The sequence below is a fragment of the Comamonas sp. AG1104 genome (genome assembly GCF_003350425.1).
Lineage (GTDB): Bacteria > Pseudomonadota > Gammaproteobacteria > Burkholderiales > Burkholderiaceae_C > Comamonas > Comamonas testosteroni.
Map to the genome: position 1 here is coordinate 301728 of NZ_QQAS01000003.1, position 14490 is coordinate 316217.

Below are 14490 nucleotides of genomic sequence, written 5' to 3' on the forward strand. Positions count from 1 at the left end.
CCGTGAAGGTCAAGGAACAACATAAGGACTTACGCAAACAAGAATGCAACAACGGCCTGCCTCCTGAGGCAATCGTCTTGCCTGAACCCGTTTTGCGTAAGTCGTGAACATAAGGGCATTCTCATCGAGTGCGCGCGGATCACGCCATTCAGGCGAGCTGCCCTGACTCCTGTGTGTTTTTCTGACTTTCCGCGTTCATGTCCTCCACTCCTCCCGAGACCGATGGTGCAGCCGATGCCGGCGCGCGCCCGGACGAGCCTCGCTCCCTGCGCATTGAAGACTGGCTGACCGTGATCATCATGGCCGCTCTGGCCCTGATCACGTTTGCCAATGTGCTGGTGCGCTACTTCACCAACTCCTCTTTTGCCTGGACCGAGGAAATCTCGGTCTTTCTGATGATCTTGCTGGCCCTGGTCGCAGGCTCTGCCGCCGTGGCGCGCAATCAGCATATCCGCATCGAGTTCTTCTCGGACAGCGGCTCCGTCCAGCGCCGCAAGGCCCTGGCCCGTTTCGGCTCTCTGATGGTGGCGCTGCTGTTTGCCATCATTGCCGTGCTCAGCGTGCGCGTGGTCTGGGACGACTTCCGTTTCGAGGAAACCTCGCCCGGCATCGGCCTGCCGCAGTGGTGGTATTCGATCTGGCTGCCCGTGGTATCGGCACTGATCACGCTGCGCGCCATCGGCCTGTTCATCCGCCAGGGCAAGCCCGGTGCCTTCCCTGACGTGCCCGTGGAAAAAGACCACAGCAAGGAGATCGCATGATCGCCACCTTGCTGTTTGTGGCCTTTCTGGGCCTGATGTTCATCGGCGTGCCCATAGGTGCGGCCCTCGGTCTGGCCGGTGCTGCGGCGATTGCTCTGGCCAATGCCGATACGCAGTGGTTCGGCCTGCTGGCCGTGCCGCAGAATTTCTATGCCGGGCTGGGCAAATATCCGCTGCTGGCCATTCCCATGTTCGTGCTGGTGGGCTCCATCTTCGATCGCTCGGGCGTTGCCCTGCGCCTGGTGAACTTTGCCGTGGCCATCGTGGGCCGCGGCCCCGGCATGCTGCCGCTGGTGGCGATCGCCGTGGCCATGTTCCTGGGCGGTATCTCCGGCTCCGGGCCGGCCAATGCAGCGGCTGTGGGCGGCGTGATGATTGCCGCCATGAGCCGCGCCGGCTATCCCAAGAGCTTCTCGGCCAGCGTGGTCGGAGCGGCCGCAGCGACGGACATCCTGATTCCGCCTTCGGTGGCTTTCATCATCTACTCGGTGCTGGTGCCAGGCGCTTCGGTGCCGGCCCTGTTCGCGGCCGGCATGATTCCCGGCGTGCTGGCGGGTATCGCGCTCATCATTCCCGCCGTGTGGATGTCGCGCAAGCACAAGATGGGCGCGCTCGAAGCCTCCATGCCGCGCCCGCCGTTCTGGAAGAGCCTGCGCGAGGCCTCCTGGGGTCTGGCAGCTCCGGTGCTGATCCTGGGCGGCATGCGCATGGGCTGGTTCACCCCCACCGAAGCCGCCGTGGTTGCCGTGTTCTACGGGCTGTTCGTCGGCATGGTGATTCACCGCACCATCGGCGTGCGCGATCTGTTTCCGATTCTGCGCGAAGCGGGGGAGCTGTCGGCCGTGATCCTGCTGGTGGTGTCGCTGGCCGGCATTTTTGCCTTCTCGCTGTCCACCCTGGGCGTGATCGATCCGGTGGCCAATGCCATCGTGAATTCCGGTCTCGGCGAATACGGCGTGCTGGGCCTTTTGATCCTGCTGCTGATCACCGTGGGCATGTTCCTGGACGGCATCTCGATCTTCCTGATCTTTGTGCCGTTGCTGCTGCCCATCATGAATCACTACCAGTGGGATCCCGTCTGGTTTGGCGTGATCCTCACGCTCAAGGTGGCACTGGGCCAGTTCACGCCGCCGCTGGCCGTGAACCTGATGGTCAGCTGCCGCATTGCGGGCGTGCGCATGGAGTCCACCGTGCGCTGGGTGGGCTGGATGCTGCTGTCCATGTTCGTCGTAATGATTCTGGTCATTGCCTTCCCGCAGCTCGCTCTGTGGCTGCCCGCAAAGATGGGGTACTAGCACCCCTGAGCGGCTTTGCCGCTTCCCCTCTCTCTTCGGGAGGGGACGACACCAGCGCGGCGGGGCGGCCCTTGCGCGGTGTCTGCTGAGATGGGCCGTGCTTATTCAATGTGCAATGCATCTAACAAGCAAAGCATTTTTTCGTTTCTAAAAGGGAGACAAACCAAATGAAACTTCGTACCTTCCTCGCATCCGCCGTGGCCACCGCCGCCGCTTTGGCCTTTGCATCGCCCATGGCCATGGCCCAGGCCAAGTACAAGAGCGAATACCGCATGTCCCTGGTGCTGGGCACGGCCTTCCCCTGGGGCAAGGGTGGCGAGCTGTGGGCCGACAAGGTGCGCGAACGCACCCAGGGCCGCATCAACATCAAGCTCTACCCCGGCACTTCGCTGGTGCAGGGCGACCAGACGCGTGAGTTCTCCGCGCTGCGCCAGGGCGTGATCGACATGGCCGTGGGCTCGACCATCAACTGGTCGCCCCAGGTCAAGTCGCTGAACCTGTTCTCCATGCCCTTTCTCTTCCCCAACTTCAAGGCCGTGGATGCCGTGACCCAGGGCGAAGTGGGCCAGGAAATCTTCAAGACCCTGGAAAAAGGCGGCGTGGTGCCTCTGGCCTGGGGTGAGAACGGCTACCGCGAAATCTCCAACTCCAAGCACGCCATCAAGACGCCTGCCGACCTCAAGGGCATGAAGATCCGCGTCGTGGGCTCGCCCCTGTTCCTGGACACCTTCACAGCCCTGGGCGCCAACCCCACGCAGATGAGCTGGGCCGATGCCCAGCCAGCCATGGCCAGCGGCGCCGTGGACGGCCAGGAGAACCCCATCGGCGTGTACATGGCGGCCAAGCTGCAGTCCGTGGGCCAGAAGCATCTGACCATGTGGGGCTACATGAACGATCCGCTGATCTTCGTCGTCAACAAAGACGTGTGGGCCAGCTGGACACCGGCTGACCAGGCCATCGTCAAGCAAGCCGCGCTGGATGCCGCCAAGGAAGAAATCGCCATCGCTCGCAAGGGCCTGGTCGAGGCAGACAAGCCCCTGCTCAAGGACCTGACCGGCCTGGGCGTGACCGTGACCACGCCTAACGCTGCCGAGCGCGAAGCCTTTGTCAAGGCCACGCGCCCCGTCTACGACAAGTGGAAGAGCCAGATCGGCGCACCGCTGGTCGACAAGGCCGAAAAGGCCATTGCAGCCAGCCAGAAATAAGCTGCACACTTCATGAAAATCCCCGCCAGAGCGATCTGTGCGGGGATTTTTCATCTCTTAATCATTCAAGACGCCAGCACATGCTGCCTTACTGCCGGTAGGACAGCTTTGATCCAGACTCATCCAAGCGGATATCACCTCGAGTCTGAAGCAGCGCATACACCTTCTGCACCATCGGTGCCTCAAGATTTTCGCTACGAGTCATCGCCTTGATGGCGTTGAGTAGAGCTGCGGGCTTTGCTGGACGATTTTGATTTTCACGCCAAGTGACGAGCAGCCGATATGCATACTGTGCCGCCGATGGGTTCAACAATCCTGCAGGAACGGCAGCGCTCTGAGACTTGACCTTGGCTGATGCGGGTTTGACTGCCGTCGCTTTTACGGGTTCCGTTGAGGCTATGGGCTTGCGCACAACTCCCGCCTCTGCTGTAGACACTGCTGCGACTGTGCTCCTCTTCGGCAGGGGCTCGGAACGAGGAGAGACCTCTGCCGTTTTTAGCACTGCACCCGCACTCGCACCAGACGCTTTTGCCGCAGAAACAGGCTCTGCAACCTTAGCCATAGACACACCAAGCCGTATTGCATCAAACCCCAGTAGCTTGGCATGCTTAATCATTGGCTCGTAGCCTAGATCGTTGGCTACAACGACCAGACGCTTTCCCTTCTTGGAAGCCAAGTAGCCACAATAGAACGAGAGTTGAAAGTCCAGTGAATTTTTACCTACTTGTACTGATGGCACTGAGGTAAAGCGCTCTCCCAGCGCTTGATAGCCTGCATCCATTTGTTTTTGATGAGGGCCATGCAAAAGCCAGACATGCGTACAGTCGGGCACCATGGCTTGCACTTCACTCCAGGCTGGCTGGACGTTTTCCCAATCGATCAGAACATGCACGCTATCGGCACTCTCCGCTTTTGTCGCGGCGGCGTTCACCTCACTCGCGTGAACGCAGGCATCCGACATGCCGTGCAGCTCAATTGCCTCCTCTTGGACAGGTGTCACAGCATTCTGAACCGGTAAGGCCACCGGATGCTTTTGCGCGTTCTTGAGGAGCTTCTGACCCACGGCCTGAGGAATATCGATACCAAGCTGATCCGCAAGCTGCAACAGATACAGCAACACATCTGCAATTTCATCGGCCGCCTTGGCTTTTTGCACAGGATCGACCTTGACACCTTGGGACTGCTGCGGCGTCATCCACTGAAAGATCTCCAGCAATTCGGCGCTTTCGACCATCAACGCCATTGCCAGGTTCTTCGGCGTATGAAACTCCTGCCAGTGACGCTCGCTGGCAAACTCCTTCAGTTGCTGCTGCAATGCGCTCAAATCCATGAATGCCCTCTCGTTGCTTCTTGCCCGCGCTTGTACCAGAAGGTAGACAAGCACGGCAAGCAGCAAGACCCACACCTACTCAAAATCAATAGCTAGCCACGCATTCTGCAGATAGATTTCAGCATTGAATCAGCTGAATTTTGATATCCAGAAAGCGCAGGCAGCTTTCAATTCAATAGCAATCAGATCGGCGAAACCAAGGGCTTGCCATCCAGATGGCAGCGCATATTGGCGATGAAGCGGTCCACCGAGTTCTGCACCGCCTCGGGCGACCAGCCGCCCACATGGGGCGTCAGAACCACGGCGTCCAGATCGATGAGCTGCTGCGGCGGCAGCGGCTCGCTTTCGTAGACATCCAGCCCGGCACCGGCCAGACGGCCTGCGCGCACGGCTTCGGCCAGCGCCTCGGTATCGACCACCGAGCCGCGAGCGATATTCACCAGCACACCTTTCTCGCCCAATGCCTCGAGCACCTCGGCATTGATCAGATGGCGGGTGCCAGCGCCTCCGGGCGTGGCCACCAGCAGCACATCGGCCCAGGTGGCCAGCGCCAGCAGATCGTCAAAGTAGCGGTAGTCGACGCCCTCGCGGGGCTTGCGGTTGTGATAGCCGACGGGCATGTCGAAGGCGGCCGCGCGCCTGGCGATCTTGGCGCCGATCTGGCCCAGCCCCACGATGCCCAGGCGCTTGCCCGAGACATTGGCCGGCAGCGGCAGGGCCGAGCGCCAGATGCCCGCACGCGTGGCCTTGTCCAGCTTGACGATGCCGCGCACCGCAGCGATCAGCAGACCCATGGCGTGGTCAGCCACGCAGTCGTCGTTGGTGCCCACGCCGTTGCCGACGGCAATCCCGTGCGCCTTGGCATAGGCCACATCGATGTTCTCGTAGCCCGCGCCCATGGCGCAGACCAGCGAAAGCCGGGGCATGCGCTGCATCTGCGCGGCCGACAGGCCCGTCGCGCCAATCGTGCACACACATTGCACGCGCGCGCCGTGGGCGGCGATGGCGGCCTCGGCCTGATCGGCTTCGGGCGCATAGATCACATCAAAGTCGGCAAAGGTCTGCTCCATCTGCTGCAGATGGGCGGGGACCTGGAGATTCAGAACTAGCAGGGCAGGCTTCATGGCGGGAACGCGGCGCTTTCATGGAAAACGCCTATTTTGAGCAGGCTGCGCCAGCCCTGCCCGCGCATGGTCAAAGCCTGCCCGATCCGCGGGTCACAGATCCAGCACCAGGCGGCCGGACCTGGCACGCGAGCAGCAAGGCAGGAACTGGTCGTTGGCCGCCTGCTCGTCTTCTGTCAGATACATATCGCGGTGATCAGGCTGGCCCGAGATGACGCGCGTCAGGCAGGTGCCGCAGACGCCCTGTTCGCACGAGGTCTGAACGCAGACACCGATGGACTCCAGCGCCTGCACCACGGTCTGCGCCGGCGTGACGCGCACCACCTGGCCGCTGCTGGCGACCTCCACCTCGAAGCTTTCGTCGTCGGCCCGGTGCTCCACCTCGGCGGCAAAGAACTCGTAGTGCAGCTGCTCGGCAGGCCAGCCCGCCTCTCGCGCTGTGTCGAGCACGGCGTCCATGAAGCCCTTGGGTCCGCACACATACAGATGCTGACCCTGCTCTCTTTGCTGCAGCAATTCGCTCAAACCCAGCGACGACTTTCCATTCACGTCATCCACATGGATCTGCGCCTTGTCAGCCCATTGCGCAGTCTCGATGGTCTGGGCAAACGCCATGCGCTCGCGCGAGCGGCCGCAGTAGTGCAAGGAGAAATCTGCACCATCACGCGCCAGCTTGCGCGCCATGGCAAGAATCGGCGTGATGCCGATGCCGCCTGCCAGCAGCAAATGCTTGCGGGCCGGCGCATGCAGCTCGAAATGGTTGCGCGGGGGGCTGATGGTGATCTGCTGGCCGGCCTGCAACTGCTCGTGCACAGCGGCCGAGCCACCGCGCGAGGCAGGCTCGCGCAGCACGGCAATCACATAGCGATCCAGCTCTGCCGGATCGTTGCTCAGCGAATACTGGCGCACCAGCCCACCAGGCAGGTGCACATCGATGTGCGCACCCGCACTGAACGGAGCCAGGCTGCTGCCTTCCAGAGCCCGCAACTCCAGGCTGCAGATACCGGCTGCCTGCTCCTGCTTGTGCGCAATGCGCACCTCGAACGTGGTTTCACTCTTCATCTCGGATACTTCTCTTTTGCTTGTGCGGTGCTAGGCCAGCGCCTGCGAGGCTTGCGCGCCGGCCTTGCGCAAGCGCTCGATCACGCGCCGCGCACGATTGGGGCCCACATCCACGTGGATATCCACCACGGCGCGTGAGCCAAAGCGTTGCTGGTTGCGGAACTGGGCTTCGATGACCACCTTGTCTTCTTCGAAAGTGGCCGCCGTCTGATCGATCACCAGTTGTGTCGTGTCCTGCATCTGCGGATGCGGATTGGTCGCAATCGTCCAGAAGTAATGCGCGCTGGTCTCCGTCTCCGGCGTCACGCCGTGAAAGCCGCGCATATGAAATCCTTCGCGCGCCGGGTTGTCCAGCCTGTCCTGGCCGGCATCCATGGCACCGGTCCAGATACGCACATGCGAGGGGTGGAACTCCACTTCCTGCCAGCGGTCGATGCGGCCCTGAAAAGGCCAGGCCTGTGCATAAGTAGGTGGAGGGTCCGAATCCGGCATCCAGCGCACCACCTTCACGCTGTCCCCGTCCTGGCTGACCTTGAGATCCGCGTTCATATGTACCCTGGCGTTGCCGCCGATGGTCTTGAGGTGCACATAGCCCAGATGGCTCAGATCCAGCAGGTTGTCGTGAATCAGCTGGTACGGTGCGTCGTAGTGATACACGCCGCCGCCAAAACGATATTGGGGGTCGCTGTGCACGGCATAGGCAGGCGGCTCCGTGTCCGGCACGGAGTCCGGTGTCGCGCCCATCCAGATCCAGAGAATCTGGTCGCGCTCGCGCAGCTCGAAGGACTTCACGCAGGCCTTGGCTGGAATCCTTTCCTGGCCCGGTATTTCGAGGCACTGCCCTTCATGGCTGAAGAGCAGGCCATGGTAGCCGCAGCGCAGACCCGCAGCTTCCACCGTGCCGCAGGACAGCGGCAACTCGCGGTGGCAGCAGCGATCCTCAAGCGCAGCGACCCGGCCATCTGCCGTGCGGAACAGGACCACCGGCTGACCCAGCAAGGTGCGCGCCACCGGCTGGTCCTTCAGTTCCCAGGCAAAGCCCGCCACATACCATTGATCCAGCGGAAAGGCCGGAGCAGTTGCGCTCATGGTGTGAGAAATCTGGTTCATCGAAGTCTCCCTGGTCAATGAGCGGCCACTGTTTCGGACGTGACGCGACTGTGCGCGACCTGCGGACCGGCAATGCGGTGCATGGACACGATGACGGCAGCCAGGACAAACGCCACGCCATAACCCAGGTACAGCTGATCGGGCGACCAGGCCGCATCCAGCAGGCCGCCGGCCACCAGCGGCGACACAATCGCACCGATGCGGCCAATGCCGATGCCCCAGCCGACACCGGTGGCGCGCACATCGCTGCCGTAGACCACAGGCGCAATCGCATAGAGGCCGGCCACGCAGGCATTCACGAACACGCCGATCAGGAAGGCCAGCGTGTACGACATCCACAGCGCACCGGAGCTGCCCACCAAAAAGCACAGCAGCACTGCCGTCACCAGCATGAAGACTGCCAGCGCACGGTGAATCGCAAAGCGCGCCGCCAGCAGGCCCAGCAAGGTCGCGCCCAGAATGCCGCCCAGGCTCAGCAGCACGCCCGTGGTCACGCCCTGCTCAGGCGTCAGGCCCGAGGCCGCCAGCAGCTTGGGAGTCCAGCTCATCACGAAATAGAAGCCGAACATCACCGAGAAGAAGGACAGCCAGACCAGCACCGTGGGGCGCAGCAGTTGGGGAGACAGCAGCTGCAAAGGCCCCATGCGCTTGCTTTCACCGCTGCCTGCCACCATGGCCTGAGGCAGGGAGCCCAGTGCAGGCAGGCCCATCTTGCGGATCAGTGCATTGAGACGCTGCAGCGCATTGGCGGGCCGCTTGACCAGCAGAAAGTCCATGGACTCCGGCAAGGCAAACCAGGCCAGAACCAGCACCGCCAGCGTGGAGCAACCGCCGAACATGAAGACGGAACGCCAGCCATGGTGGGCCAGCAGCCAGACCGCGATACTGCCGCCGATGGTCGCACCCAGCGCATAGCCGGTCGATTGCAGCGTGACCGCCAGACTGCGCCAGCGCAGCGAGGCATATTCGCTGGCAATCACGTTGCTGCAGGCCAGAATGCCGCCCACGCCCAGGCCCGTGATCACGCGCAGCACCGCAAGCTGCGTCGGCGTCTGGCTCCAGGCCGAAGCCAGCATGCCCAGCCCTGACACTGCAAGGCACAGCAGTATCAGGGGACGACGCCCCAACTTGTCGGCCATGGGCGCCAGCAGCAGCGAACCTGCGGCCATGCCGAAGAGGCCGGCACTGAGCAAAAAGCCCAGCTCCGAGCCGCTGAGCTTCCAGTGCCCGGACACCGCCGAAGCCGTGAAGGCCATCACCAGCACGTCAAAACCATCGATCATGTTCAGGGCCATGCATACCGCGATGACCGACCATTGAAAGGTCGTCATGGGCCGCTGGTCCAGATGCGCGCGCAAATCCTGTTCCATCGTTGTCTCCTTGTTTTTTATCATTCATTCAGCATACTGAATCACATTCAGTTTACTGAATGAACTCTTGATCCAGCACAAGTAAATTCCCTAGTCGTGCCGGTTCACCGCCTATTCACCGCCGACTCTGGCCAGCGTGATCGTGGTGAAGCCGCCGCGCCAGAACGGGCTGCTAGCCGTTGATCGCCGCTTGCTCGCCGGCTTCAGTGCTGTCGTGCAACTGCACGAACTTGCGCAGCAGACGCTTGAACTCCGCCTGCTCCTCGGGCTCCAGCGCGGAAAGCATGCGCTGCTGCAGCTCGTAGACATTGGGCACGAACGCGGCCAGCATGGCTTCGCCCTCGGTGGTCAGACTCAAACGGCGCTGACGCCTTGGCAGCAGCTCGCGATGAATCCAGCCCTTGCTTTCCAGACGCGCAGCGATATCGGCTGTGGTCGAGTTGTCCAGCGCGACAAGACGCGCCAGCGTCACCTGGTCGATGCCCGGAGACTCCTGCAGCATGCGCAGGATGGCGTATTGAACCGGCGTCACATCGGGTCCCAGCACTTCTCGAAACAGCAGCGCAGCAATCTGCTGGGCTCGTCGAATCAGATGACCTGGCTGGTCGTAGAGATCCAGGGAAAGCGGGTTGGGTGTGGTGGGCGATTCCATGCAGCAGCGTAGCAAGGGCAGCGCTGACTATGGACAGCGCTGACTCCGATTCGGGGAGCTGCAAGATTACTCCATCTACAGACATGATCTGCCCCTACCTGCCGCCGCTCAAGCCAGCGCTGCAACGCGCGACTCGTTTTTCTCTTCGTCGATCAGGCGCTCGATGATCTTGCGCGACTGCACACCGCCGGCATCGATATTGAGCTTGAGCAGCTGACGCTGCGGATAGTCCTCAAGATTGCGCTGCTGCAACTCCAGCATCTCCAGGTCTTCGCTGAAGATCTTGTGCTGGCCCTGCTTGATGGCCGCCGTCACCGATGCATCGCCGGGGTTGAACTTGCGCGCCATGCCCCAGAAGTACCACATGCTGCCATCGGTCTCCGGAGTGATGAAGTCCACCACCATGCTGTAGACCTTGTGCTCGTCCGCGGCGTCATAGCCGCCCTTGCCGGCATGCGCCACACCGACTTCGATCAGCACATGGCTGGGAGGGGTGAAACGGCAGACCTGCCAGCGGTCCACAGGCACGTCATCGGCCAGGCCATTGCTGCGCAATGCCATCTTCCAGAACGGAGGCGCCTCGATGTTCTCCATGAAGCGGCTGGTGACCACTTCGCTGTCGCCTATGACCTCGGTCTTGCAGGGCGTCTCGTCGATCTCGGCCTGACCAATGCTGCTGGCATGCACATAGGTCTCATGGGTCAGGTCCATGAGGTTGTCGATCATCAGGCGATAGTCGGCCTTGATGTGAAACAGCCCACCGTCATAGGCCCACTCGGGGTTGTCATGCCATTGCAGATCCGGGATCAGCGCTGCATCGGCCGCATCCTTGTCACCCGGCCAGACCCAGACAAAGCCGTAACGCTCCTCCACCGGATAGCTCTTGATGGCAGGAAAGCCGCGCACGCGCTGGCCGGGCATGGCAACCGTCTTGCCGTCGCAGCCCATCTCCAGCCCGTGATAGCCGCAGACCAGCTTGCCTTCGCAGACGCGGCCCAGCGATAGCGGTGCGCCGCGGTGCGGGCAGAAGTCTTCGACGGCGGCCATCTTGCCTTCCAGGGCGCGGTAGAAAACCATGCGCTCACCACAGATCTGGCGCCCCAGCGGCTTGTCCGTGACTTCGGCCGCCGTGGCAGCGACGTACCAGGTGTTGCGAGGATAGGTAGGCTGTGCTTGCTTGCTCATCGTGGGTGTCTCCTTGTATTTATCGATCGGGGTCGGGTCCGGGCACCGCCTGCTGCGCCACGGACCGGGCATCAGCGGCTGGCGCGAATCAGTTGCGCACCGGGCACACGCGTGGTCTCCGGCGAGCGCATGGCTTCGCGCAGATTGCGCCGCGCAATGCGCGAGTGCTCTTTCATCAGCGCCTCGGCACGCGCGCCTTCGCGGTGCTCGATGGCGTCAATCACTTCACGGTGCTGCTCCTGCGCCAGAATCAGGCTGCGCAGCGCGCGCGGCGACTCGGAGTCGGCCACCACAAAGCCCGAGGGGGAGGCAAAGGGCAGGCGCTTGACCCGTTCCAGCTCGCGCTGCATGAAGCTGCTGCCCGACATCTCCAGCAAGATGTCGTGAAATTCGGAGTTCAAGGCCACATAGGCTGAAAACGCTTCGTCGCCCCAATTCTGGGCATCCAGCACACGGTCGATGGCATCCAGACAGCGTGCGGCTCTCGCCAGCAGGGCTTCATCGACCCCGCGCTCGGCCGCCATGCGCGCAGCCAGACCTTCCAGCGTACCGCGCAGCTCGATGGCGTCCGACACATCGGCTTCGGACAGCACGCGCACCTTGTAGCCGCGCCCGCCAGCCGTGGCCTCCAGCATGCCCTCCTGCTCAAGCCGCATCAGCGCTGCACGTATGGGAGTGCGGGAGATGCCCAGACGCTCGGCCAGCACCAGCTCGGAGATGCGCTCTCCGGCCGCCATCTCGCCGGCAAGAATCATTTCGCGCAGCTGCAGCTGCGCCTTCACGACCTGGGAATGGTTTTCTTCCGCTGCAGCAGCGGTGGCAATGGAGGGTGGCATGTCTCGCGGGGCATTTAGTTCTTGGTAGACGGAAGAAATGTATACATAAAAATCAAAAAACAGCGAATTAATTGCAAATTAGAGGGTAAACACCTAGCAACATGTATACATAAAAGCAAGAAAGCCAAAAAAAGCCACCCGAAGGTGGCTTGTCGAACGTCTGGCGAAAGGTGACCGCACTCAGGCGGGAATCTCCGATGACTCCGCCTGGTTGAGCTGCATATTCCACATGCTGGAGTAACGCCCGCCAGCGGCCAGCAGCTCCTCGTGCGTGCCGCGCTCGATGATTCGGCCGCTGTCCATGACCAGAATTTCATGCGCTTCGACCACGGTGGACAGGCGGTGGGCAATGACCAGAGAGGTCTTGCCCTGCGCCGCGCTGCGCAGCTCGTTCTGGATGGCGCGCTCGTTGGCGCTGTCCAGTGCCGAAGTCGCTTCGTCGAAGATCAGAATCGGCGGGTTCTTGAGCAGAGTGCGCGCAATCGCCACACGCTGCTTTTCACCGCCCGAGAGCTTGAGGCCGCGCTCGCCCACTCGCGTGGCATAGCCCTGGGGCGTGCGCTCGATGAAGTCATGGATGCGCGCAGCCTTGGCCGCTGCAACCACCTGTTCCTGCGTGGCGCCCGGTTGCCCATAGGCAATGTTGTAGGCCACCGTGTCGTTGAACAGCACCGTGTCTTGCGGAACGATGCCCACACAGTGCCGCACACTGCTCTGGGTCACCGTGCGGATGTCCTGCCCGGCAATGCGCACATGGCCGCCCTGCACGTCATAGAAGCGAAACAGCAGACGCGCCAGCGTGCTCTTGCCCGAACCCGAGGGACCGACCACGGCCACGGTCTTGCCCGCAGGTATGGTGAAGCTCACATCGTGCAGGATGGGGCGCGCGCTATCGTAGGCGAACTGCACGTTCTCAAAGCGCACTTCGGGCGGCGGATTGTCAATCTGCAAGGGCTGGGCACCGGGCGCATCGGCCACTTCGCGCTCCTTGTCCATGAGCGTGAACATGCGGTTCAGGTCAGTCAGGCTCTGCTTGATCTCGCGGTAGATGACGCCCAGGAAATTCAGCGGAATGTAGAGCTGAATCATGAAGGCATTGATCATGACCAGATCGCCCAGCGTCAGCCTGCCGTCGACCACGCCCTGCGTGGCCCGCCACAGAATGGCCACCAGCGCGGCACCGATGATGAGCTGCTGGCCGCAGTTGAGCATGGACAGCGTGGTCTGGCTCTTGAGCCGCACGCGGCGCAGGTTTTCGAGGTTCTCGTCATAGCGCGCGGACTCGAACTGCTCGTTGTTGAAGTACTTGACGGTCTCGTAGTTCAGCAACGAGTCAATGGCCTTGGTATGGGCCGCCGACTCCTGGGCATTGGCCTCTTTTCTGAAGCGTGTGCGCCACTCCGTCACGGTGACCGTGAAGCCGATATAGAACACCAGCGCGGCCAACGTGATGACGGCAAACCAGATGTCGAAACGCACGGCCAGAATGCCCAGCACCAGCGCCATTTCAATCAGCGTGGGCAAGATGGAGTAGAGCGAATACGAGATCAGCGACTCGGTGCTGCGCACGCCGCGCTCGATGTCGCGCGTCATGCCACCGGTCTGGCGCTCCAGATGAAAACGCAGGCTCAGTGCATGCAGATGCTCGAAGGTCGACAGCGCGATCGAGCGCGATGCACCCTGCGTGGCCTTGGAAAAGACCAGATCCCGCAGCTCGGTGAACATGGTGGAGGAAAAGCGCAGCAATCCATAGGCCGCCAGCAGACCCACGGGGACCACCAGCACGGCCTGTGCCTGCCCAGGCTTGATATCCAGCGCATCGACCAAGTGCTTGAGCAGGATGGGCACGCCCACATTGGCCAGCTTGGCGCAGATCATGAACGCCAGCGCCGCCAGCGCATGCCATTTGTAGCGCCAGATATAGGGAAAGAGGCGACGCAGCGTGGCGCCGTCTGACTGGTTTGCCGCTACTGCGGCTTCTTCTGGGGTTGCAGGTAACTGTGAACGCATTGTGGGGCTGTGTCGCCCTGCAGGCAGTCGGAGCCGCGGTAGAGGGCGTCTATTTCTATGACGGGAATCTGGGTACCCACGAATTCTGCCTGTCCCGTCACTTTTGCGCTCACCCAGACCAAGGTGAAGGGCTGCAGCAGCTGTCTGTCATACGGGCCGGCACCGCAGGCCTTGAAGAAGCTTGCCTCGCGCGGCCAGGACAGAAAGCCCTGCTCGCTGAACTCGGCATGCAGCACAACCATGCAATCGCGCTGCTCACTGACCGACTCTATGGTACGCAGCCCGCCAGCCCAGCAGACACGCGCATTCAGTGCTCCGGCCTGCAAGGCCTGAGCGGGCGTCATTGACGTGAAAGGCCCGGCCAGCGCTGCCGCGCCGGTCAAGGGTTCCGGATGGCAAGAGGGCTGCACAGCCTGTACAAGTGGCTTGAGCGACGTTGCAGATGTCACATCGTCTCTACCCGATACTGGGGCTTTTACCGGATGGCTGCTGCAGGCCGACAGCAGCACACTCAGACCCACGCCCATCCACCACAAACACCGTCCCATAG

13 protein-coding genes are annotated in these 14490 nt (G+C 62.0%); 3 read left to right on the top strand and 10 right to left on the bottom strand.

Going from position 1 to position 14490, the window contains the following annotated elements; translation table 11 throughout:
- Positions 1–197: 197 nt before the first annotated feature.
- The 3 genes from DFO48_RS09880 (at position 198) to DFO48_RS09890 (ending at position 3261) form a co-directional block, all read left to right on the top strand.
- On the top strand, positions 198–761 hold the full coding sequence (locus tag DFO48_RS09880) for a TRAP transporter small permease (RefSeq protein WP_114863256.1): 564 nt from the start codon (positions 198–200) through the stop codon (positions 759–761).
- Positions 758–2056 (top strand): TRAP transporter large permease, encoded by a 1299-nt coding sequence (locus DFO48_RS09885; protein ID WP_043008640.1) that lies wholly within the window; start codon positions 758–760, stop codon positions 2054–2056. Before DFO48_RS09880 ends, DFO48_RS09885 begins: the two co-directional genes overlap by 4 nt.
- 167 nt (positions 2057–2223) lie before the next feature.
- Positions 2224–3261, top strand: a complete 1038-nt coding sequence (locus DFO48_RS09890) for a DctP family TRAP transporter solute-binding subunit (RefSeq protein WP_003081260.1) — start codon at positions 2224–2226, stop codon at positions 3259–3261.
- Positions 3262–3349: 88 nt separating this feature from the next.
- Here the strand turns inward: DFO48_RS09890 and DFO48_RS25610 are convergent, their stop codons facing one another.
- From DFO48_RS25610 to DFO48_RS25430, 10 genes are all read right to left on the bottom strand, one after another.
- Positions 3350–4591, bottom strand: a complete 1242-nt coding sequence (locus DFO48_RS25610) for a PIN domain-containing protein (RefSeq protein WP_114863508.1) — start codon at positions 4589–4591, stop codon at positions 3350–3352.
- Between the two features lie 182 nt (positions 4592–4773).
- Positions 4774–5715 carry a 2-hydroxyacid dehydrogenase gene (locus DFO48_RS09900; protein WP_114863257.1) on the bottom strand — a complete coding sequence of 314 codons (942 nt, stop codon included), beginning with the start codon at positions 5713–5715 and terminating at the stop codon, positions 4774–4776.
- 93 nt (positions 5716–5808) lie between these two features.
- Positions 5809–6777 (bottom strand): PDR/VanB family oxidoreductase, encoded by a 969-nt coding sequence (locus tag DFO48_RS09905; RefSeq protein ID WP_114863258.1) that lies wholly within the window; start codon positions 6775–6777, stop codon positions 5809–5811.
- Positions 6778–6807: 30 nt separating this feature from the next.
- Positions 6808–7887 carry a Rieske 2Fe-2S domain-containing protein gene (locus tag DFO48_RS09910; protein ID WP_114863259.1) on the bottom strand — a complete coding sequence of 360 codons (1080 nt, stop codon included), beginning with the start codon at positions 7885–7887 and terminating at the stop codon, positions 6808–6810.
- Positions 7888–7901: 14 nt separating this feature from the next.
- Entirely contained in the window at positions 7902–9257 is a 1356-nt protein-coding gene (locus DFO48_RS09915) for an MFS transporter (protein WP_114863260.1), read from the bottom strand.
- Between the two features lie 172 nt (positions 9258–9429).
- On the bottom strand, positions 9430–9909 hold the full coding sequence (locus DFO48_RS09920) for a MarR family winged helix-turn-helix transcriptional regulator (RefSeq protein ID WP_003081275.1): 480 nt from the start codon (positions 9907–9909) through the stop codon (positions 9430–9432).
- 108 nt (positions 9910–10017) lie between these two features.
- On the bottom strand, positions 10018–11094 hold the full coding sequence (locus DFO48_RS09925) for an aromatic ring-hydroxylating dioxygenase subunit alpha (protein ID WP_003081278.1): 1077 nt from the start codon (positions 11092–11094) through the stop codon (positions 10018–10020).
- A 71-nt stretch (positions 11095–11165) separates the two neighbouring features.
- Positions 11166–11930, bottom strand: a complete 765-nt coding sequence (locus DFO48_RS09930) for a GntR family transcriptional regulator (protein ID WP_114863261.1) — start codon at positions 11928–11930, stop codon at positions 11166–11168.
- 180 nt (positions 11931–12110) lie between these two features.
- Positions 12111–13940 carry an ABC transporter ATP-binding protein/permease gene (locus DFO48_RS09935; protein ID WP_003081285.1) on the bottom strand — a complete coding sequence of 610 codons (1830 nt, stop codon included), beginning with the start codon at positions 13938–13940 and terminating at the stop codon, positions 12111–12113.
- The gene (locus DFO48_RS25430) at positions 13898–14389 is read right to left on the bottom strand and encodes a hypothetical protein (protein WP_172590564.1); all 492 of its coding nucleotides are present in this window, start codon (positions 14387–14389) and stop codon (positions 13898–13900) included. The genes DFO48_RS09935 and DFO48_RS25430 overlap by 43 nt, the downstream gene beginning before the upstream one ends.
- Positions 14390–14490: the final 101 nt, after the last annotated feature.